Genomic DNA, 18,617 nt, shown 5'->3' with positions numbered 1-18,617 from the left:
CCGAAGTTTCGCTGGAATGCCTGACATCGGGATGTCACGGTCTCGGGAAGCCTAGTACGCGGGACCGACACGGCCGAAGGGCCGATCTGGCGACGCGCGGCTGACGAGCACGCTGCCCCGAACGGGGCATCTGGTGCGGCATTCAGCCTAACATCACCAGGGCGCACTGCTATTCCCCAGAGGTCGACGTCTTCGCATTTTACCTCGGTGGATCTCGCCGGATCCGGTACCGGCGGGAGCGGTGTGCGGGCGCGCTCCGGCGGTGCCGGGGGTCAGGACCGGACGGGCGGTTCACCGGCCACGACGTGCGCGCCGCCGACCGCGACCTGCAACGGGTGTTCGTGCCACCCATTACCCACTTCAAGCTCCATCGAATCAACTCGTGATGCAGTTGTGAAGGCCAGGACAGTAGGACCTGCCCCTGAAATCACGGCGGGCACACCGGCATCGCGCAACCGTGCCACGAGTGCCGCCGATTCCGGCATCGCGGGGGCCCGGTAACGCTGGTGCAGCCGGTCCTCCGTGGCGTCCAGGAGGGCGCCGTCGAGCCCCGTGGTGAGCGCGGCGACGAGCAGCGCGGACCGTCCGGCGTTCGCGGCGGCGTCGGCGTGCGGGACGGTCTCGGGCAGCAGCCCGCGCGCGCGCTCGGTCGCCAGGCGTTGGTCGGGGACGAACGTCACGACCTGGTCGATCCGCGGTTCGAGACGCACCAGGCGCGGACCGTCCGGGGTCGTCCAGGCGACGGTCAGTCCGCCCGCGAGACAGGGTGCGACGTTGTCGGGGTGCCCCTCGATCTCAGTCGCGAGCCGGAGCACCTCGTCGTCGTCCAGGACGGAACCGTCCGGGTGCAGCGCGCGCGCGGCGACGAGCCCCGCGATGATGGCGGCCGACGACGACCCCAGCCCGCGGCTGTGCGGGATCCGGTTGCGGCACCGCAGCCGGACGCCCTTCGGCTGGCCGGGATCGGCCCCGCCCAGCGCGGTGATCCGGTCGAAACCGGCCCGCAGCGTCGTGACGATCAGGTGCCGCTCGCCGCGGTCGGCGACCTCGCCGCCCTCGCCGTCCACCTCGATGGACGTCGCGTCGCCGGTCACCGCGACCTCGACGTCGTCGTGCAGCGCCAGCGCCAGGCCCAGCGAGTCGAAGCCCGGCCCCAGGTTCGCGCTGGTCGCGGGCGTCCGTACCGCCACCGGCCCCTGCGGCCACCCCATCTAGGTCAGGCCCAGGGCGGACGCGGCGGCGTGCGCGTCGACCTTGACGGTCGTCGGCGCGGGCGCCCCGGAGATGGCCCAGTCGGGGTCCTTCAGGCCGTTTCCGGTCACCGTGCAGACGACCTTGGAGCCGCGCTCGACGCCGCCCCGCTCGCTCGCCTGCAGCAGTCCCGCGACGCTCGCCGCGGACGCGGGCTCCACGAACACGCCCTCCTCGCGGGCCAGCAGCCGGTACGCGGCGAGGATCTGCCGGTCGGTGACCGAGTCGATCGCGCCGCCCGACTCGTCCCGCGCGTTGATCGCGAGGTTCCACGACGCCGGGTTGCCGATCCGGATCGCCGTCGCGATCGTCTGCGGCTTCAGGACGGGCTCGCCGTGCACGAACGGCGCGGCCCCGCTCGCCTGGAAGCCCAGCATGCGCGGGCGCCGCGACGACGGCCCGCCGTCCGCGTACTCCTTGTAGCCCATCCAGTAGGCGGAGATGTTGCCGGCGTTCCCGACCGGGAGGCAGTGGACGTCCGGGGCGTCGCCGAGCGCGTCGACGATCTCGAACGCGGCCGTCTTCTGCCCCTGCAGCCGGTACTTGTTCACGCTGTTGACCAGCGCGACCGGGTAGTCCACCGCGAGCTTCTGGGCCAGCTCGAGGCAGTCGTCGAAGTTGCCGTCGACCTGCAGCAGCCGGGCGCCGTGCACCAGTGCCTGCGCCAGCTTGCCCATCGCGATCTTGCCCTGCGGCACCAGCACCGCGCACGTCATCCCGGCGCGCACCGCGTACGCCGCCGCCGACGCCGAGGTGTTGCCGGTGGACGCGCAGATCACCGCCTTCGCGCCCTCCTCGGCCGCCTTGCTGATCGCGACCGTCATGCCGCGGTCCTTGAAGGAGCCGGTCGGGTTCGCGCCCTCGACCTTCAGGTGCACCTCGCAGCCGGTCAGCTGGGACAGCCGGTGGGCCGGGACGAGCGGCGTGCCGCCCTCCAGCAGCGTGACGACGGGCGTCTTCTCCGTCACCGGGAGCCGGTCGCGGTACTCCTCGATGAGGCCGCGCCACGCGCGGGCGTTCGGGTTCACGTCGTTCTCCTTGCCGACCTGCGGCCCCGGGCCGGGCAGCCGCACCGACCTGCGATGTCTTCCGAATTCTAGTGCGTTCGCGGCACGCCGGACGCGCCCCGCGTCAGTCCTCGCCCTCCACGCGCATGACGCTCGCCACCTCGCGGACCATCGACAGCTCCCGCAGGCCCTCGACGGTCGCCGACAGCGCGGCGTCCGGCGCCCGGTGCGTCACCACGACGAGCTGGGCGTCCTCGCCCGTCCCGACCTGCCGGACGGCCTGGATCGACACCTCGTGCCGGGCGAACTCCTCCGCGACCGTCGCGAGCACTCCCGCCTCGTCCGCCACATCCAGCTGGATGTAGTAGCGGGTGACGGTCTCGCCCATCGGCAGCACCGGCAGCTTCGCGTACGTCACCTCGACCGGGCCCGGCGTGCCCCCGGCGACGTTGCGCGCCACCGCGACCAGGTCGCCGAGGATCGCCGACGCCGTCGGGGCGCCGCCGGCGCCCGCGCCGTAGAACATCAGCGACCCGGCCGACTCCGCCTCGACGAACACCGCGTTGTAGGCGTCCCGGACGCTCGCCAGCGGGTGCGACCGCGGGATCATCGCCGGGTACACCCGGACCGAGACCCCGCGCCCGTTGCGTCCGTCCTCGGACGGGACGCGCTCGCAGATGGCCAGCAGCTTGACGACGCAGTCCATCCCCTTGGCGCCCGCCACATCGCCTGGGCTGACCTCCGTGATCCCTTCACGGTGCACGTCGGCCGCGGTAACGGGCGTATGGAACGCGAGCTGCGCCAAGATGGCGGCCTTGGCTGCGGCGTCGAATCCCTCTACATCCGCCGTGGGGTCCGCTTCGGCGAAGCCCAGTGCCTGGGCTTCCTCCAGAGCGTCGTTGAACCCCGCGCCATGCGTGTCCATCTGGTCGAGGACATAGTTCGTGGTGCCGTTCACGATGCCCAGCACCCGCTGCACGTGGTCACCGACCAGCGATTCCCTGAGCGGACGCAGGAGCGGGATGGCACCCGCCACGGACGCCTCGTAGTACAGGTCGGCCCCGTACTCCCTGGCCGCCGCGAACAGCGTCGCGCCGTCCTCGGCCAGCAGCGCCTTGTTCGCCGTGATGACCGACTTACCGGACTTCATCGCCTCGAGCAGCAGGGTCCGGGCCGGCTCGATCCCGCCGATCACCTCGATCACGATGTCGACGTCGTCCCGCGTGGCCAGCGCCTGCGCGTCCGTCGTGACCAGGTCCGCCGGGACGCCCGCGCGCACCCGGTCGGGCCGCCGCACGGCGATCCCGGCCAGCTCCAGCGGCGCGCCCACCCGCGCCGCCAGGTCGTCGGCCTGCTCGTGCAGCAGCCGCACGACCTCCGTGCCGACGACGCCGCAGCCCAGCAGCGCCACCCGCAGTCGGCGTTTCACGCTTCGACCTCCGCATCCAGCCGCAGCAGGTCCGAGGCGCCCTCCCGCCGGACGATCACGCGCGACCTGCCGTCCCGCACCGCCACCACGGCGGGCTTCGGGACGTGGTTGTAGTTACTGGCCATCGAACGACAGTACGCACCGGTCGCGGCGACCGCGACAAGGTCCCCCGCCGAAATATCTTCGGGGAACCACAGGTCGCGCACCACGATGTCGCCGCTCTCGCAGTGCTTGCCGACAAGCCTACTGAGCATCGGCGGGGCATCGGACGACCGGCTCGCCAGCACGCCGGTGTACTCGGCGCCGTAGAGAGCCGTCCGGAGGTTGTCGCTCATGCCCCCGTCGACCGACACGTACGTGCGCAGGCCCTCAACGTCCTTCACCGTGCCGACCTCGTACAGCGTGACGCCTCCCGGACCGGCGATCGCGCGCCCCGGCTCGACCGTCAGCCGCGGCATCGACAGCTCGTAAGCCCGGCACTCCCGCGCGACGATCTCGCGCAGCCCGTCCGCCATCGACTTCGGATCGTGCGGCTCCTCCCCCGGCACGTACGCGATCCCGTAGCCGCCGCCCAGATCCAGTTCCGGGAGCTCGACGCCGTGCTCGTCCCGGATCGCCACGAGCAGCTCCGCCAGCCGGTGCGCCGCGACCTCGAACCCGTCCACGTCGAAGATCTGCGAGCCGATGTGGCTGTGCAACCCCACGAGCTCCAGCTGCCCGAGTGCCTGCACCCGCCGAACCGCCTCGAGCGCGGCACCCGAACTCCGCGAGAACCCGAACTTCTGGTCGTCATGTGCGGTCGCGATGAATTCGTGTGTGTGTGCCTCCACCCCCGTGGTCACACGCACCATCACCTTGGGCCGGACCCCGCGTTCCTGGGCCAGATGGCCCAGCCGTGCGATCTCCTCGAACGAATCGAGCACGATCCGTCCGACACCCGCGTCGAGAGCCTGCTCCAGTTCCCACGTGGCCTTGTTGCTTCCGTGCAACGTGATGCGCTCGGTCGGGAACCCCACGGCCAACGCCACGGCGAGCTCCCCGCCACTGCACACGTCCAGTCCGAGGCCCTCCTCGTGCAACCACTTGACCATGGCCCCGCACAGGAACGCCTTGCCCGCATAGTGGACGTCCCCGTCGTGGAAGGCCGCCGCGTACTCGCGCATCCGGCTCCGCACGTCGTCCTCGTCGTAGACGTACAGCGGCGTCCCGTACTCCCGGGCGAGCTCCCGCACGTCGACGCCGCCCACGGACACGACACCGTCCTCCCGGGCGGAGTTCCGGGGCCACACCCGCACGTCGAGTGCGTTCAGATCCTCCGCCGGCCCCGCCGGGTGGTCTTCGGGCAGGACATCGGCGTGCCGGGGACCGGCAGGATGTACACGGCTCATATTCGCTCTCTAGGGGTCTCACCGATCATGTTCAGGCCGTTCCCGAGCACCACGGACACGGCCTCGGCCAGGGCGACCCGGCCCACAGGGCGCTCGTGCACGTCGTGGTAGGCCCAGGCCACTTTCTCCAGGCACAACACCAGCGGCCTTGCGTCCCGTTCCCGCTCCGCCTGCGCCGCGCGCCCGGGAAAGTCTCCCAGCAGGGACACGAGCGCCGACTCAGCGGCCCCGTACTCCGTCCGCGCGACGTCCGGCTCCCCGGCCCACCGGACGGCCCAGCGAGCCCGCGCATAGGCGTAGCGGACCACGAACCCGGGATTCTCGAACGTCCGAGGCCACTCGTCCCACGCGAACTCCGGCACGTCGGCGACCCCGTAACCGGGATCGTTCCGGACGCGCTCCACCAGTTCGCCCACCGGCACGACGATCCGCACCAACCCGCGCGAAACGACTCCCCCGACCCGCCGCGCGATGCCCTCCGGATCGAGCCCCAGCCGCAACGCGACGGGACTCTCGAACACCCCGGGCCCCCGCGCGAAGACCGGCACGTCCGCGGGCACGCCCCCCGCGTACTCTCCCCGCGCCGCGGCGTCGCGCACCGCTGCCACCAGGGCGGCGCTCACATCGGCAGGAGTCACTCTCGCGAGACTATCCGACCACTATCCGGACACCGCCGCGAGTTTCCGCACCGTCTGGATCAGCTGGTTCGGGTCGAACGGCTTCGTCACGTAGGCGTCGACACCGATCTCGTGCCCCCGCCGGACATCGTGCTCCTGCGCCCGCGCGGTGATCATCGCGACCCGGATGTGCGCCGTCGCCGGGTCCTCCCGCAACCGGATCGCCGTCACCCACCCGTCCAGCCGCGGCATCATGACGTCCAGCGTGATGACGTCCGGCCTGACCTCGCCCACCTTCTCGAGGCAGTCCATCCCGTCCACCGCGGTCGACACCTCGAACCCCTCCAACTGCAGGTTCACGGCGATGAGCTGGCGGATCACCTCGTCATCATCGACGACCAGCACGCGTCCCAGTGGCTCGGTCACGGCCACGAAGTTAGCCCACTCCACCCCTCGGCGCACGGCGAACATTCCAGGTGCGCGTCACCCCACCAACCCTGGTAACCTTCTACCGCGCCCCAGACGGGGCACACGCCCCCTTAGCTCAGGGGATAGAGCAACGGCCTCCGGAGCCGTGTGCGCAGGTTCGAATCCTGCAGGGGGCACCTTCAAACGATCAGCCGGTTCCCGCAGTTGACCTGCGGAAACCGGCTTCTGTCGTTCATGGGCCAGGTGACGTCAGATGCCACCGTGCGATGCCGTATGCCGGGGGGTGTGTTCCAGCTGCCGTCAGCGGTCGCGCGTCCGGCCGGGTTCGCCGAGGGCGCCGGTCAGGCGGGGGGCGGTGAATCGTGTGTAGCGCGGTGTGCCGCCCCGGGCCGCCGCGGCGGTGTTGAGGCGGGACGGGGACGCGGCGTCGTCCCAGCGGCCGGTGTCGAGCCGGTGTTCGAGGGCGTGCAGGGCGGCGATGGTCTCCGCGGGCTCGAAGGCGCAGTGGCCGCCGCCCCGGACGTACGCCTGCCGCAGCAAGCGGGTGCTCCCGGCCTCGGCGACCTTCCGGGCGTACCAGTTCTGGTTCTCCACGGGGGCGATCGGGTCGGCGGTGGTGTGGAGGTTCAGGACGGGCACCGCCAGCCGTCCGGTCGCCATCGAGGTACGGGCCAGGTGCCGTGCGGCCCGGGGGTGGGCCCTGACGCGGGCGTCGCGGGTGAGCGCCGCGAGGTCCTCGGCCAGGTCCAGGCCGGCGCGCCGGTATAGGTGGCGGACCAGGTCGGCGTGGACGCTGCCGTTTAGGAGGGCTCGGTAGTCGACTCCGGCGTTGAAGGAGCCGTTGCCGCCGGCGGCCAGTTCGGTCTGCCGGCGGCCGTCGGCGAACTGCGCGAACCGTCCGTCCACCAGGATCCGGTACTGCTGCTCCTGCCGGGCGGTGTGGTCGCCGGGTGCCGGGGGCGCCGCCTCGTCCGGGCTCCACACGGGCAGGTTCATCAGGGCGGCGGCGAGGGCGATGCGCGCGCGGCCCTGCGGGGTCTTCTGCGCCTCGGCGGTCGCGGTACGGAGCGTCCGGGCCGTCGCCTCGGCCTGCTCCGGGGTTTCGTGGCCGACCAGCCGTACCCCCTGGCCGGGCAGGAGGAGACGGGCCAGGGCGTGCTCGCCGTCCAGCTGGACGTTGTTCAGGTTCAGCGCGCCGGCGACGATGCCGCACGTGGTCAGAGCGCCGTCGACGCGGCCGCGGGGTTCCTGCGCCTCCAGGGCGCTGACCAAGCCGCCCATCGACACGCCCCAGGCGATCGTCCGCCGCGGCGGGCCGATCTCGTCCTCGAGCGCGGCCAGGGAGCCGAACTGGTCGTCCACGGCGTGTTCCAGCACCCACCGCGAGGGGCCGGAATAGGACGAGCCCACGAGGGCGTAGCCCTCGTCGAGGAGCCGGGCCCCGGTCTCGTCGTCCGGCGCGTTCTGCGCGACGAGTTCGCCGTAGCCGTGGCTGTAGAGGATGACGGTCCCGTTCCACCGCCGCGGCACGTCCGCGATCCACGAGGCGCCGCTCGGCAGGGTGCCGGAGTGGCTTCGCGGTTCCGGCTCCCCGTCCGCCTTGGCCAGGGTCGTGCCCGTGACGCACGTGAGGGCGACCGCCGCCGCGGCGATCCCTGATTTCAGTTTCTTCATGGCACCGGTTCCCGCTCGAATAGTGGCAACAGTGTTGCCGTTATTCGGCGGGCGTGTCAACGGGGGCGATACTGGTGCGGTGGCGAAGCGACACGACCCGGCACGGCCCTCCCGGGGCCGGCCCCCCGTTCCGCCGGATCGGATCATCGACACGGCGCTGCGGATCCTCGACGAGGAGGGAGCGGACGCGCTGTCGATGCGGGCCCTCGCGCAGCGGCTGGGCTCGGGCACGGCCACGCTCTACCGGCATTTCGCGAACCGGGCGGCGCTGATCGCCGGCCTCGCGGATCACCTGTTCGGCCAGGTCGCCCCCGGAGCGGGGGCGGATTGGCGGGAGGCGTACGGGGCCATCGCCCGTGACATGTTCGAGGTGCTGAGCCGCCACCGGAACGCCGCGCCGCTGCTGGTCGGGGAGATGGCGCTGGGCCCGAACGCGATGGCCCTGCGCGAGCGCTGCCTCGCGATCCTGCTGGACGGCGGGTTCCCGCCCGGGACGGCGGCACGCGCCTACACGATGCTTTCCCGCTACGTCCTGGGCTTCGCCGTCCAGCTCGCCGGTGCGTCCGATCGGGACGGGGAGGCGGCGGCGTCCGCCGCGATGCGCGGCGCGGACGCCACGCTGTTCCCCGCCACCGCCGCCGTCGCGGGCTCGCTCCCGGTACCGATCGAGGAGGAGTTCGCGTTCGGGCTGGAACTCCTCCTCGACGGGCTCGACACCCTGCGCGACGGCCGCTGAAGGGGCGCGTGGCTCAGTAGCGGTTCTTCCTGGCGTCCAGGTCGAGTCCGGCGTCGATCACCTTGGCGGGGACGCCCTTGATGCCCATCTGGTCCTTCATGATCCGGCCGAGCGTGGGGAAGGTGCCGCGGTCCGGCCAGGTCTCCGGCTTCCACAGCGACGAGCGCAGGAAGGCCTTGGCGCAGTGCATGTACAACTCCTGCACCTCGATGAGGAGGGCCAGCCGCGGCCGCTTGCCCTGGACGACCATGTCGTCGAAGAACGGGGCGTCCGCGACGAGCGTGGCGCGGCCGTTCACCCGGAGCGTCTCGTTCATCCCCGGGATGATGAACAGCAGCCCGACGTGCGGGTTGTCCAGGACGTTGCGGAAATTGTCGACCCGGTGGTTCCCGGGCCGGTCCGCGAGGGCGAGGTGCCGGTCGTCCAGGACCAGAACCGATCCGGGCGGGTCGCCCCGGGGCGAGACGTCGCAGGTCCCGTCCGTGTTCGACGTGGCCAGCGCCACGAAGGGCGAGTGGGCGATGATCGTGCGCGCGTGCTCGTCGATCCGGGCGATGTCCTTGTCCCAGATGGTCTGGGCCGGTTCTTTCACGATCTCGCGGAGCTCGGCCTCGGTCGTCACCGTACGCATCTCGGAAAGGTCCATCCTGCGATGATAAGGCAAGCCTTCCCTAAAGAAACAGGCATGTTTGTTGCCACGGTGGGACGTTGGGCGACTACGTTCGGTTACGGTCTCGGCGGCCTAGAAGGTCGCTGCCGAATTCGCACTCCGCCGCTGACCGCAGGGGCGGATGGCCATCCTTTCGCCTTTGTCCGCCAGTTCGAAACTGTCGGGTTAATGGAAGTCCCGCAGGTCGGAGTCGGACCGCTCGAACCTTCACGCGTCCTGGACGCATCGTGCGGTCGTTGACATCGATGAGCGGGCTTCCTAGCCTATCGATCGATCGATAGATTCTCGCCGCAGGGAGGTTCGGGTGGCATCGGTGGTCGAGTTCGCCGTCACGGACGGTGTCGCACGGATCGGCCTGAACCGTCCGCACCGGCTGAACGCCGTCGTGCCGGAACTGGTGGACGAGCTCGTGGCGGCCCTGGTCCGGGCGCGAAGCGAGGGCGTGCGGGCCGCCGTGCTCGCCGGCAACGGCCGGGCCTTCTGCGCGGGGCACGACCTGAAGGCCGAACCGCCCGTCCTGGACGCGCGGGCGAGCCGCGAGCGGCTGGAGCGCATCCAGGACGTGACGCGGGAGATCCGGCGGGCCCCGTTCCCGGTGATCGCCGCCGTGCACGGGTACGCCCTGGGCGCCGGGTGCGAATTCGCCCTGGGCTGCGATCTGGTCGTGGCGGCGGAGGGCGCGCAGTTCGGTTTTCCGGAGGTCGGCGTGGGGTTGAGCGTCACGGGCGGGATCTCCCGGCTGCTCACCACCGCCGTCGGCGCGCTCAAGGCGAAGGAGCTGGTCCTGGTCGGGGAGCGGTTCGGCGCGGCGGAGGCCGCCCGGCTCGGGCTGGTCGCCCGGCTGGTCCCGGACGGCGAGCACGAGCGGGCCGCGCGGGAACTGGCCGCCGGCCTGGCCGCGAAGCCGCCGTACGCCCTCGCCCTGGCCAAACGGACCATCGACCTGGGGGTGGACGGCACGGTCGAGGAGGCCCTCGCTCGCGAGGTCGCCGACGCCCAGCTGACCGAGCACGCCGGTGAGGCGGAGCGGGCGCAGGAGGAGTGGCGCGGCCGGTGACGATCGAGGATGTGGCGACGCTCGTCCGGCGGGCCGCCGACCGGGCGGCCGACCGTCCGGCGTGGACCTTCGACGGGACCGGGGAGACGCTGACCTTCGGGGAGGTCGCCGACCGCAGCGCCGCGCTGGCGCGCGGGCTGGCGGGGCTGGGCGTCCGGCGCGGGGACCGGGTCGCGGCGCTGCTGCCCAACGTCCCCGATTTCCCCCTGCTGTGGCTGGCGCTGGCCCGGCTCGGTGCCGTGCTCGTGCCGCTCAACCTCAACTACCGCACGCACGACGCGGGGCACGTCCTGTCCGACTCCGGGGCGAAGCTGCTGGTCACGACCCGGGCGCACGCGGATCTGGCCGAGCGGCTCGGCGTGCCCGTGCACTACACGGAGGACGGGACGCCCGAGGCCGAGGCCGTCCTGGACCGGAGCCGGCCGGAGGATCTGCTCAACATCCAGTACACGTCCGGCACCACCGGGCTGCCCAAGGGCTGCCTGCTGCCGCACCGCTACTGGACGTCCCTGGCCGACAGCATGGTGACCGCCTTCCCGCACCTGGACGGGACGGACGTCATGCTCACCTGCCAGCCGTTCTCCTACGTCGACCCGCAGTGGAACGTCCTGGCGGGCCTGCGTTCCGGCGCGCACCTCGTGGTGCTGGACCGGTTCCACCCGGCCTCCTTCTGGGAGAAGGTCCGCGAGTACGGCGTCACCTACTTCTACTGCCTCGGTCTCATGCCGCCGCTGCTGCTGCGGATGCCGCCCGGCCCGCACGACCGCGACCACGCGGTGCGCGCGATCCAGTGCTCGGCGATCCCGCCGACCCTCCACCGCGCTCTGGAGGAACGCTGGGGCGTGCCCTGGTTCGAGGCGTTCGGCATGACCGAGACCGGCGCCGACCTGCGGGTGGACCCCGGCGACCACGACGAGACCGTCGGCACCGGCTGCATCGGGCGTCCGCTCCCGCACCGCGACGTCCGCATCGTCGGCGCGGACGGCGAGCCGGTCCCGCGCGGGACGGCCGGCGAGATCGTCCTGCGCGGGATCGGCCTGATGGACGGCTACCTCGGCCACGAGGACGCGACCGCGCGCGCGTTCCGCCGCGGCTGGTTCCACACCGGTGACCTGGGCAGGATGGACGAGCGGGGCCGCGTCTACTACACGGGCCGGCTGAAGGACATGATCCGGCGCAGCGGCGAGAACATCTCCGCCGCCGAGGTCGAGGAGGTCCTGCTGGGGCACCCGGCCGTGCGCGCCGCGGCGCTGGTGCCGGTGCCGGACGAGCTGCGCGGCGAGGAGGCCATGGCGTACGTCGCCGCCGACGGGGCGGTCTCCCCCGCCGACCTGGCCGCCTACTGCGACGAGCGGCTGGCCTACTTCAAGGTCCCCCGGTACTGGATGATGCGGGACGAGCTGCCGATGACGGCGTCCGCGCGCGTGGCCAAGGGCGAGCTTTCCCGCGAGCCCGGCGGCGCCTACGACCGGGCGGCGCGATGAGCGGCCCGGAGCCCCACTTCGTGTGGGACAGCCCTGTCTTCTTCGACGAGATGGACCCCAACGGCACCCTGCACAACAGCCGGTTCGCCGTCCACGTCGAGCGCGCGCTGTCGGCCTGGAACGAGGCCGAGGGCATGGGCTGGCGGCGCCTGGACGAGCGGCACGAGGACCTCCGCTACGCCGTGCGGGCCTTCACGATCGAGTTCCACGCACCGGTCGTCGCGCCCGGCCCCATGCGGGTGGAGCTGTGGCTCGACCGGGCCGGCACCACCAGCGCGGTGCACCGGTTCCGCTGCGCGGGCCCCGGCGGGACGCCCGAGTTCGCGACCGGCCGCCGCACCATCGTCAAGGTCGGCCCGTCCGGCGCCGAACCGTGGGGCCCCTGGTTCCGCGCGCTCACCGAGAGGTACCTGCCCTGATGCCCGTACGCCCCGCCGAACCGGACGACTTCGAGGCGATCTGCGCGATGCTGCTCGCGCACGCCGCCCACGAGGGCGCCGGCGACCAGATGCGGCTGCACCGGGAGGAGACCTACGCGGCCCTGTTCGGTGCCGCCCCGGTCGTCCGGGCCCACATCGCGTCGCCGCCGGACGCGCCCGGCACCACCGCCGGTTTCGCCCTGTGGTATCCCACGTTCTCCTCCTGGGCGACCAAGCCCGGGATCTGGCTGGAGGACCTGTACATCGAGCCCGAGCACCGGCGGCACGGGCTCGGCCGCGAGCTGCTCGACACGCTGCGGTCGCTGACGGACGGGCGCGTCGAATGGGACGTCGCGGACGGCAACGACGCGGCGCAGGACTTCTACCGGAGCCTCGGCGCGCTGCCCGTCGGCGGCTGGATCCGCTACCGGTGGAGCGCCCGGTGACCGGGCCGCCCGGGACCGACGGGCGCGTCCGCGCCGCGGCGGTGACCCTGTTCGCCGCCAAGGGCTTCCACGGGACGGGGATCCGCGAGCTCGCCGACGCCGCCGGGCTGTCCTCCGCCGCCCTGTACCACTACATGGGCACCAAGGAGGACCTGCTCGTCGAGATCATGCGGACGAGCCTCGACCGGCTGATCCGTGCGGCGGGGCAGATCACGGACCGCGCACCGTCCCCGGCGGCCGCGCTGAACGGCCTCGTGCAGGGGCACGTCGCGGCCCACGCGCTGCGGCGCGCCGAGACCCTCGTCGTCGACACCGAACTGCGCTCCCTCTCGGCCGGGCGCCGCGGGCCCCTCGTCGCGCTGCGCGACGAGTACGAGGGCCTGTGGGCGTCGGTCATCGGCGACGGGCTGGCCTCGGGCGCCTTCCAGGTCCCGGACGCCGCCGTCGCCCGGCTCGCGCTGCTGCAGATGTGCAGCGGTGTCGCGAACTGGTACTCCCCGGACGGCAGGCACCGGCTCGCCGACATCGCGGAGATGCACGCGCGCATGGGCCTGGCGATGCTGGGCGCCGGACCCTGCCCGGACCCGCCGACCGCCGAACACTGCGTCCGCCTGGTCATCGACATCTGGGACGACGCCTGAACTCCCCCGCGAAACGCCTGACCGCCGACCCGTCGTGGCGCGCTGCGGCGTTCGCCTCGCCGCGGCCGCGCTCGAACGCCCTCGACGGCGTCAAGCGCCCGCCGCGCGTTCCGTCCTGACGGCGGGCGGCGGGGGCGGGACGCCGTAGACCGTGAGCCAGATCGTGCGGGCGAGGGTCCGCGCGATCCGCTCGTCGCCCGCGCCCCCGTCGTCGTGGTGGCAGTGCGCGGAGATGGTCCGTTCGACCGTCCAGATCAGCACCTGGGCGGTCGTGCGGGCGTCCAGGTCCGGGTCGACGGTGCCCGCGCGCAGTTCGGCGTCGAGCCGTGCCTGGACGACGTCGGTGAAGCCCCGCATCCGCTGCCGCCAGAAGTCGGCGATGTCGGGGTCGTACCCGGCGACCTCGCCGAGGGCGTGCAGCACGCGGCGGTGCTCGCGGTACGCGGCGATCATCTGCCGCATGGCGTGGGCGACGCCGTCGACGCCGTCGGCGTGGTCGGCCCGCCACCAGATGACGGCCTCGCCGAACAGCGCCTCGACCGCCTCGTCGGCGAGCGCGATCAGCAGCCGGCTCTTGTCCGGGAAGTGCAGGTAGAAGGTGGAGCGCGCGACCCGGGCGCGCTCGGCGATGCGCTGCACGGGCAGCTCGGTGTAGGGCGTGCCGTCGGCCATCATCTCCGCGGTCGTGCGGAGCACCCGGCGCCGGACGTCCTCGCGCCGCTCCCGGACCTTCCTGCGCGGCTGGGTGGTGGACGACATGGCCGCAGGCTACCGCCGGGCGTCCGGCCTGTCATCGGACAGTGTGTCGACACAGTGCTTGACAGGGTTCCGGAACCGAATCACACTCGGTCCACGGCTCGCCGGTGGGAGGGCCGGACGTCACGGGGGGCTCAGCCGAGGAGGCTCATCGTGGTACGTCATCCGGCCGTCCGCCGCGCCGCCGCGGCGCTCGCGCTCGCGGTCGCCGCACTCGTTCCGATCGCGGTCACCGCCGCCCCCGCCGCCGCGTCCGGGCCGGCGCGGGCGGACGGCTCCTGGATCCCGCGCACCGACATCGCGCGCTCGGACCTGACGCAGGTGCCCGGCAAGCTCGCCGAGCCCGCCGACGACGGGCCGCACCCCGGCTCCACCACCGAGTGGTGGTACACGCACGTGATGGACCCGGCGACGCGGCGGACCTTCATCGCGATGCTGTTCACCGACCCGGTCCCGACCGGGGTGATCTTCTGGTACCCGGAGGACGGCCAGAAGCTCGTCCTGCCGGAGCCGGTCCTGGAGGTGACCGCGAAGGACGGGCCCGTCGTCGAGAGCAGCGCGGGAAGCCTCGTCTACGACCGCGGGCGCGGCGCGTACCGGCTGCGCTGGCACGGCCTGTTCGCCGAGGCCGACATCTGGTTCGACAACGCGCTGCCGGGCGTGACGGGCGGGCCGATCCGCTACGACGGGCAGACGATGTACTGGACGGCGCCCGTCGCGACGAGCCGGGTGAACGGCTGGCTCCGGCCGCCCGGTTCGTCCGCCCGCATCGACGTGTCCGGGTGGCGCGGCTACCACGACCACAACTGGGGCGACTTCAACGTCCTCGACCAGCGCTACTCCGGCTGGGAGTGGGGCGTGTCCCACGAGCCGGACGGGACGGCGACGCTGCTCGGCGGCGTCGTGAAGGGCGACGGCACCTGGCAGGGCGTGGTGGGACGCGTGACGCCCGAGGAGACCTACGGGTGCATGACCGAGATCGAGCTGTCGGACTGGCGGGTGTCCGGCCTGTTCTCCTATCCGCGGACGACCGCGCTGAACTGCGACTCCTCGCTGCTCGCGACCCCGGAGGGCCTGGTCGGCGAGCGGCCCGGCATCAGCACGAGCTTCCACGTCGTGGACCCGTTCATCCTGGACGTCGGCCTGCTCGCCCTGCCCGAGTCGCTGGGCCGCACCGTCCCGGGTTCGCTCGGCCTCATCGAGCACATCCGCACCCTGCGGGCGCGGCTGCCGCAGTCCTGACCCCCAATCCCCCGGAGGCGGCTTCCCATGAACAACGAGAGTCCGACGACCTCGCGCGGCGTCTCGCGGCGCCGGGTCCTGTACGGCACGGCGGCCGCGGGCGCGGCGGCGCTGCTGCCCGCGCCGGCCGCCCGCGCGGCGGCCGGGCGGCGCGGGCGGACCGTCGCCGTGCTGGGCGGCGGGATGGCCGGGCTGGCCGCCGCCCACGAGCTGGCCGAGCGGGGCTTCGCCGTCACCGTCTTCGAGCGGAAGTCGCTGGGCGGCAAGGCGCGCAGCATCCCCGTCGAGGGCACCGGCAGGGGCGGGCGGGACGACCTGCCGGGCGAGCACGGGTTCCGGTTCTTCCCCGGCTTCTACCGCCACGTGACGGACACGATGCGCCGCACCCCGTTCCCCGGCAACGCCGAGGGCGTCCACGGCAACCTGATCGACCTCACGGCGCCGCGCATCGCCCGCAACGGCGGCCGGTCGGACATCACCGTCCCCGAACCGGACGCCCCGGGCGGCCTGGACCTGGACGGGATCCGCGAGACGCTGACCGGGCTCGTCGAGCACGCCGCCGCCGTCCCGCCCGCCGAGCTGGGACTGTTCGTCAACCGCTTCATCGTCTACCTGACCAGCAGCGACGAGCGGCGCTTCGGCCAGTGGGAGCACGTCCCGTGGTGGGAGTACGTGCGCGCCGAGGGCGCGTCCGAGGACTACCGCGCGATCGTCGCGCGGTTCCTGACGCGCGGTCTCGTGGCCGTCAAGGAGTCGATCGCCAGCACCCGGACGGTCGGCGCGATGGGCGAGGCGTTCCTGCTGTCGGGGCTCGGCCTGGGCTCCGACGGCGGCGGCCTCGCCCGCATGCTGAACGCGCCCACCAACGAGGCGTGGATCGACCCGTGGGTGCGGTACCTGCGCGGGCGCGGCGTCCGGTTCGAGGTCGGGCAGGCCGTCGAGGCGCTGGAGACGGGCGGGGGCCGCGTCCGCTCCGTCCGGCTCGTGGACCGGGCGGGGAACCGCCGCCGGGCCACGGCCGACTGGTTCGTCTGCGCGATGCCGGTGGACCGGGCCCGGACGCTGCTGTCACCGGCCGTCCTCGCGCTCGACCCGAGCCTGGAGGGGATGCACGACCTGCGCACCGAGTGGATGAACGGGCTGCAGTTCTTCCTGCGCCGCACGCCCGCCGGCCTCGGCGAGGAGATCAACTTCATGGACTCGCCGTGGCAGCTCACCGCGGTCCTGCAGAGCAGGCTGTGGGACCGCAGCTTCCCGCGCGACTACGGCGACGGGCAGGTCGCCGACTGCCTCTCCCTGGACGTCTCCGACTGGGACACCCCGGGGATCGTGCACGGGAAACCGGCCAAGAAGTGCACACGCGCCCAGGTCGCCGAGGAGTGCTGGGCGCAGATGAAGGACCACCTGGAGGACACCGGACGGTCCGTCCTGCCCGACGACATGGTGCACTCCTGGTTCCTCGACCCCGCGATCACGTGGGATCCGTCGGCCGGGGGCAACGTCAACGACGAACCGCTCATGGTGAACACGGTCGGGAGCTGGGCGAAGCGGCCGGAGGCCCGGACCGCGATCCCGAACCTGTTCCTGGCGGGCGACTACGTCCGGACGAGCGTCGACCTGGCCACCATGGAGGGCGCCAACGAGTCCGGGCGCGCGGCGGTCAACGCGCTGCTGGACGCGGCCGATTCCGCGGCGGAGCGGGTCGAGATGTGGAAGCTCCACCGGCCGCCGGAACTCGACGGCCTCAAGGACCTCGACGCGCGGCGCTTCCGTGCGGGACGGCCCAACGTCTTCGACGTCATGTGAGGGGCCTCCGGTATCCCGCTCCCGCGGCGGGGCTCAGGTCGCGGCGGGGGCGGGTTCGAGGACGCCGGCGTCCCACAGCCGGCGGACGTGCTCGATCAGCGGCGGGCCGAGCGCCAGCAGCGCGTCGGCGTCCTGCTCGGCGACCGGCGGCGTCACCAGCGCGCTGCCCGCCGCGATGATCACCCGGCAGGCGAACCGGACGGACTCGTCCCGCGCGCCCAGCAGGTCGGCGAACGCGTCGGTGAGGATCTCCTGCGTGCGGGCACGGCGGTGGATGGCCTCGGGCCCGGCGGCGTACACCTCGACCAGGAACAGCCGCGCGAGGGGCAGGTTCTCCGCCAGCGCCCGCAGGTACGCGCCGATCACCTGCTCGGCCAGCGCGAGCCGGTCGGCGGACGCGCCGGACGTGCCGGACGTGCCGTTGCCGGTTTCGGGCTCGCCGGTCGCCGGGGCCACGCCGACCTCGGCGGACAGCCGCTCCAGCAGGATCTCGCGCGCGCCCTCGAACGCGGCCATGAAGCAGTCGAGCTTGGAGTCGAACAGCTCGTAGAAGCTCTGCCGCGACACGGTCGCCCGCTGGAGCACGTCCGCGACGGACGTGTCCACGTACCCCTTCTCGGCCATCACCTCGGCCATCGCGGTGCACAACCGCGACCGCTGGATCCGCCGGACCTCCTCGCGGGCCAGCGCGTGGCGCCCGCGGGGCAGGCGGCGGGACTGTGACTCGGCCATCTGCCCACGATAGAGCGTCCCCGGCCCCGGCCGCAGGGATGGCCGCCTCCGGTCCGGGCATGCCGGGGGCATGGGGGCCTGGTTCACTCGGGAGATCGTCGACACCGGACGGCTGCGGCTGCTGGTGTTCCTGCTCGCGTTCATCGCGGCGTTCCTGTTCATCCGGTTCAGTGTGCGGATGATCCGGGCGCAGGTGAGCTGGTGGCCGGGGAACGTCACGCCGGGAGGGCACCACATCCACCACGTGGTGTTCGGGCTGGTGTTCATGTGCGTGGGCGGGATCGGCGGGCTGCTGGCGGAGGACGGGACGTCGGTGGCGGCCGCGCTGCTCGCGGGACTCTTCGGGGTCGGGACGGCGCTCGTCCTGGACGAGTTCGCGCTGGTGCTGCACCTGAAGGACGTCTACTGGACGCAGCAGGGGCAGCTCTCGGTGGAGGTCGTGTTCATCGCGATCGCGCTGTGCGGGCTCGCGCTGCTGGGGCTGCGGCCGCTGGGCATCGGGGACGAGCGCGGCGAGGACGAGGCGGCGTGGGCGGTCGCGCTGACGCTGCTGTTCAACCTGTCGGTCACGCTGATCGCCCTGGCCAAGGGCAAGGTGTGGACGGGACTGGTCGGCCTGTTCGTCGGCGTGGTGGCGATCGTGGGCGCGGTCCGCCTGGCCCGTCCGGGGTCGCCGTGGGCGCGCCGCCGGTACGGGGACCGCAAGCTGGAGCGGGCCGCGTCCCGCGACGCCCGGCTGCGGCGGCCCGTGCAGCGCGCGGCGACCGGCCTCGCCGACCTCGTCGCGGGCCGCCCGTCCGACCCGCCGTCCTGACCGGGCGGCGGATCGGGGC

General features: G+C 72.8%; 19 protein-coding genes and 1 tRNA gene. 10 read left to right on the top strand and 10 right to left on the bottom strand.

Annotated features, from left to right (window positions below; genetic code table 11):
- Positions 1 to 272 precede the first annotated feature (272 nt).
- The 6 genes from thrB to F7P10_RS27055 form a co-directional block, all read right to left on the bottom strand.
- Entirely contained in the window at positions 273 to 1,211 is a 939-nt protein-coding gene (thrB, locus tag F7P10_RS27080; RefSeq protein WP_151013415.1) for a homoserine kinase, read from the bottom strand.
- Complete coding sequence (gene thrC / locus F7P10_RS27075; protein WP_151013413.1) at positions 1,212 to 2,279, bottom strand: threonine synthase; 1,068 nt, start codon at positions 2,277 to 2,279, stop codon at positions 1,212 to 1,214.
- A 103-nt stretch (positions 2,280 to 2,382) separates the two neighbouring features.
- Complete coding sequence (locus F7P10_RS27070; RefSeq protein ID WP_176611919.1) at positions 2,383 to 3,669, bottom strand: homoserine dehydrogenase; 1,287 nt, start codon at positions 3,667 to 3,669, stop codon at positions 2,383 to 2,385.
- 14 nt (positions 3,670 to 3,683) lie between these two features.
- Positions 3,684 to 5,075, bottom strand: a complete 1,392-nt coding sequence (gene lysA, locus F7P10_RS27065) for a diaminopimelate decarboxylase (protein ID WP_151013409.1) — start codon at positions 5,073 to 5,075, stop codon at positions 3,684 to 3,686.
- Positions 5,072 to 5,713 (bottom strand): hypothetical protein, encoded by a 642-nt coding sequence (locus F7P10_RS27060; RefSeq protein WP_151013408.1) that lies wholly within the window; start codon positions 5,711 to 5,713, stop codon positions 5,072 to 5,074. The genes lysA and F7P10_RS27060 overlap by 4 nt, the downstream gene beginning before the upstream one ends.
- Positions 5,714 to 5,734: 21 nt before the next feature.
- The gene (locus tag F7P10_RS27055; protein WP_151018312.1) at positions 5,735 to 6,097 is read right to left on the bottom strand and encodes a response regulator transcription factor; all 363 of its coding nucleotides are present in this window, start codon (positions 6,095 to 6,097) and stop codon (positions 5,735 to 5,737) included.
- 128 nt (positions 6,098 to 6,225) lie between these two features.
- On the opposite strand from F7P10_RS27055, the gene F7P10_RS27050 reads away from it, so the two are divergent.
- Positions 6,226 to 6,297: transfer RNA gene (locus tag F7P10_RS27050), tRNA-Arg, on the top strand.
- Positions 6,298 to 6,421: 124 nt separating this feature from the next.
- Here F7P10_RS27050 and F7P10_RS27045 read toward each other — a convergent pair.
- Complete coding sequence (locus F7P10_RS27045) at positions 6,422 to 7,795, bottom strand: alpha/beta hydrolase (protein WP_151013406.1); 1,374 nt, start codon at positions 7,793 to 7,795, stop codon at positions 6,422 to 6,424.
- Between the two features lie 79 nt (positions 7,796 to 7,874).
- Here F7P10_RS27045 and F7P10_RS27040 point away from each other — a divergent pair, with 79 nt between their 5' ends.
- Positions 7,875 to 8,531, top strand: coding sequence for a TetR/AcrR family transcriptional regulator (locus F7P10_RS27040; RefSeq protein WP_218040154.1), 657 nt, complete (start codon positions 7,875 to 7,877; stop codon positions 8,529 to 8,531).
- A 13-nt stretch (positions 8,532 to 8,544) separates the two neighbouring features.
- Here F7P10_RS27040 and F7P10_RS27035 read toward each other — a convergent pair whose 3' ends face one another.
- Positions 8,545 to 9,177: a pyridoxamine 5'-phosphate oxidase family protein gene (locus F7P10_RS27035; RefSeq protein WP_151013402.1), complete on the bottom strand. Its 633-nt coding sequence runs from the start codon at positions 9,175 to 9,177 to the stop codon at positions 8,545 to 8,547.
- 328 nt (positions 9,178 to 9,505) lie between these two features.
- Here F7P10_RS27035 and F7P10_RS27030 point away from each other — a divergent pair, with 328 nt between their 5' ends.
- The 5 genes from F7P10_RS27030 to F7P10_RS27010 are packed head-to-tail and all read left to right on the top strand — an operon-like array spanning position 9,506 to position 13,248.
- Positions 9,506 to 10,258, top strand: coding sequence for an enoyl-CoA hydratase/isomerase family protein (locus F7P10_RS27030; RefSeq protein WP_151013400.1), 753 nt, complete (start codon positions 9,506 to 9,508; stop codon positions 10,256 to 10,258).
- Complete coding sequence (locus F7P10_RS27025; protein ID WP_254716039.1) at positions 10,255 to 11,742, top strand: AMP-binding protein; 1,488 nt, start codon at positions 10,255 to 10,257, stop codon at positions 11,740 to 11,742. The genes F7P10_RS27030 and F7P10_RS27025 overlap by 4 nt, the downstream gene beginning before the upstream one ends.
- Positions 11,739 to 12,161, top strand: coding sequence for a thioesterase family protein (locus tag F7P10_RS27020; RefSeq protein WP_151013396.1), 423 nt, complete (start codon positions 11,739 to 11,741; stop codon positions 12,159 to 12,161). The genes F7P10_RS27025 and F7P10_RS27020 overlap by 4 nt, the downstream gene beginning before the upstream one ends.
- The gene (locus F7P10_RS27015; protein WP_151013394.1) at positions 12,161 to 12,607 is read left to right on the top strand and encodes a GNAT family N-acetyltransferase; all 447 of its coding nucleotides are present in this window, start codon (positions 12,161 to 12,163) and stop codon (positions 12,605 to 12,607) included. The genes F7P10_RS27020 and F7P10_RS27015 overlap by 1 nt, the downstream gene beginning before the upstream one ends.
- Positions 12,604 to 13,248 (top strand): TetR/AcrR family transcriptional regulator, encoded by a 645-nt coding sequence (locus tag F7P10_RS27010; protein WP_218040153.1) that lies wholly within the window; start codon positions 12,604 to 12,606, stop codon positions 13,246 to 13,248. Before F7P10_RS27015 ends, F7P10_RS27010 begins: the two co-directional genes overlap by 4 nt.
- A gap of 90 nt (positions 13,249 to 13,338) precedes the next feature.
- Here F7P10_RS27010 and F7P10_RS27005 read toward each other — a convergent pair whose 3' ends face one another.
- Positions 13,339 to 14,007: a TetR/AcrR family transcriptional regulator gene (locus F7P10_RS27005; RefSeq protein WP_151013389.1), complete on the bottom strand. Its 669-nt coding sequence runs from the start codon at positions 14,005 to 14,007 to the stop codon at positions 13,339 to 13,341.
- 150 nt (positions 14,008 to 14,157) lie between these two features.
- On the opposite strand from F7P10_RS27005, the gene F7P10_RS27000 reads away from it, so the two are divergent.
- A complete protein-coding gene (locus F7P10_RS27000) occupies positions 14,158 to 15,246 on the top strand; it encodes a hypothetical protein (RefSeq protein WP_151013387.1) in 1,089 nt (362 codons plus the stop codon).
- A gap of 27 nt (positions 15,247 to 15,273) precedes the next feature.
- Complete coding sequence (locus F7P10_RS26995) at positions 15,274 to 17,052, top strand: FAD-dependent oxidoreductase (protein WP_151013385.1); 1,779 nt, start codon at positions 15,274 to 15,276, stop codon at positions 17,050 to 17,052.
- 33 nt (positions 17,053 to 17,085) lie between these two features.
- Here F7P10_RS26995 and F7P10_RS26990 read toward each other — a convergent pair whose 3' ends face one another.
- Positions 17,086 to 17,784: a TetR/AcrR family transcriptional regulator gene (locus F7P10_RS26990; RefSeq protein ID WP_151013383.1), complete on the bottom strand. Its 699-nt coding sequence runs from the start codon at positions 17,782 to 17,784 to the stop codon at positions 17,086 to 17,088.
- Positions 17,785 to 17,854: 70 nt separating this feature from the next.
- Here F7P10_RS26990 and F7P10_RS26985 point away from each other — a divergent pair, with 70 nt between their 5' ends.
- Complete coding sequence (locus F7P10_RS26985; protein WP_151013381.1) at positions 17,855 to 18,598, top strand: hypothetical protein; 744 nt, start codon at positions 17,855 to 17,857, stop codon at positions 18,596 to 18,598.
- The last annotated feature ends 19 nt before the right edge of the window (positions 18,599 to 18,617 follow it).

Origin of the sequence: Actinomadura sp. WMMB 499 (assembly GCF_008824145.1) — a bacterium.
In the GTDB taxonomy this organism is placed as follows: Bacteria; Actinomycetota; Actinomycetes; order Streptosporangiales; family Streptosporangiaceae; genus Spirillospora.
Note: the sequence above shows the minus strand (reverse complement) of the source record. Positions and strands in the feature narration are given on the sequence as shown.

Coding starts and splice junctions, on each gene's coding strand:
- thrB (WP_151013415.1), bottom strand. CDS start 1,211: ATGGGGTGGCCGCAGGGGCCGGTGGCGGTACGGACGCCCGCGACCAGC.
- lysA (WP_151013409.1), bottom strand. CDS start 5,075: ATGAGCCGTGTACATCCTGCCGGTCCCCGGCACGCCGATGTCCTGCCC.
- F7P10_RS27045 (WP_151013406.1), bottom strand. CDS start 7,795: ATGAAGAAACTGAAATCAGGGATCGCCGCGGCGGCGGTCGCCCTCACG.
- F7P10_RS27035 (WP_151013402.1), bottom strand. CDS start 9,177: ATGGACCTTTCCGAGATGCGTACGGTGACGACCGAGGCCGAGCTCCGC.
- F7P10_RS27020 (WP_151013396.1), top strand. CDS start 11,739: ATGAGCGGCCCGGAGCCCCACTTCGTGTGGGACAGCCCTGTCTTCTTC.
- F7P10_RS27015 (WP_151013394.1), top strand. CDS start 12,161: ATGCCCGTACGCCCCGCCGAACCGGACGACTTCGAGGCGATCTGCGCG.
- F7P10_RS27005 (WP_151013389.1), bottom strand. CDS start 14,007: ATGTCGTCCACCACCCAGCCGCGCAGGAAGGTCCGGGAGCGGCGCGAG.
- F7P10_RS26995 (WP_151013385.1), top strand. CDS start 15,274: ATGAACAACGAGAGTCCGACGACCTCGCGCGGCGTCTCGCGGCGCCGG.
- F7P10_RS26990 (WP_151013383.1), bottom strand. CDS start 17,784: ATGGCCGAGTCACAGTCCCGCCGCCTGCCCCGCGGGCGCCACGCGCTG.
- F7P10_RS26985 (WP_151013381.1), top strand. CDS start 17,855: ATGGGGGCCTGGTTCACTCGGGAGATCGTCGACACCGGACGGCTGCGG.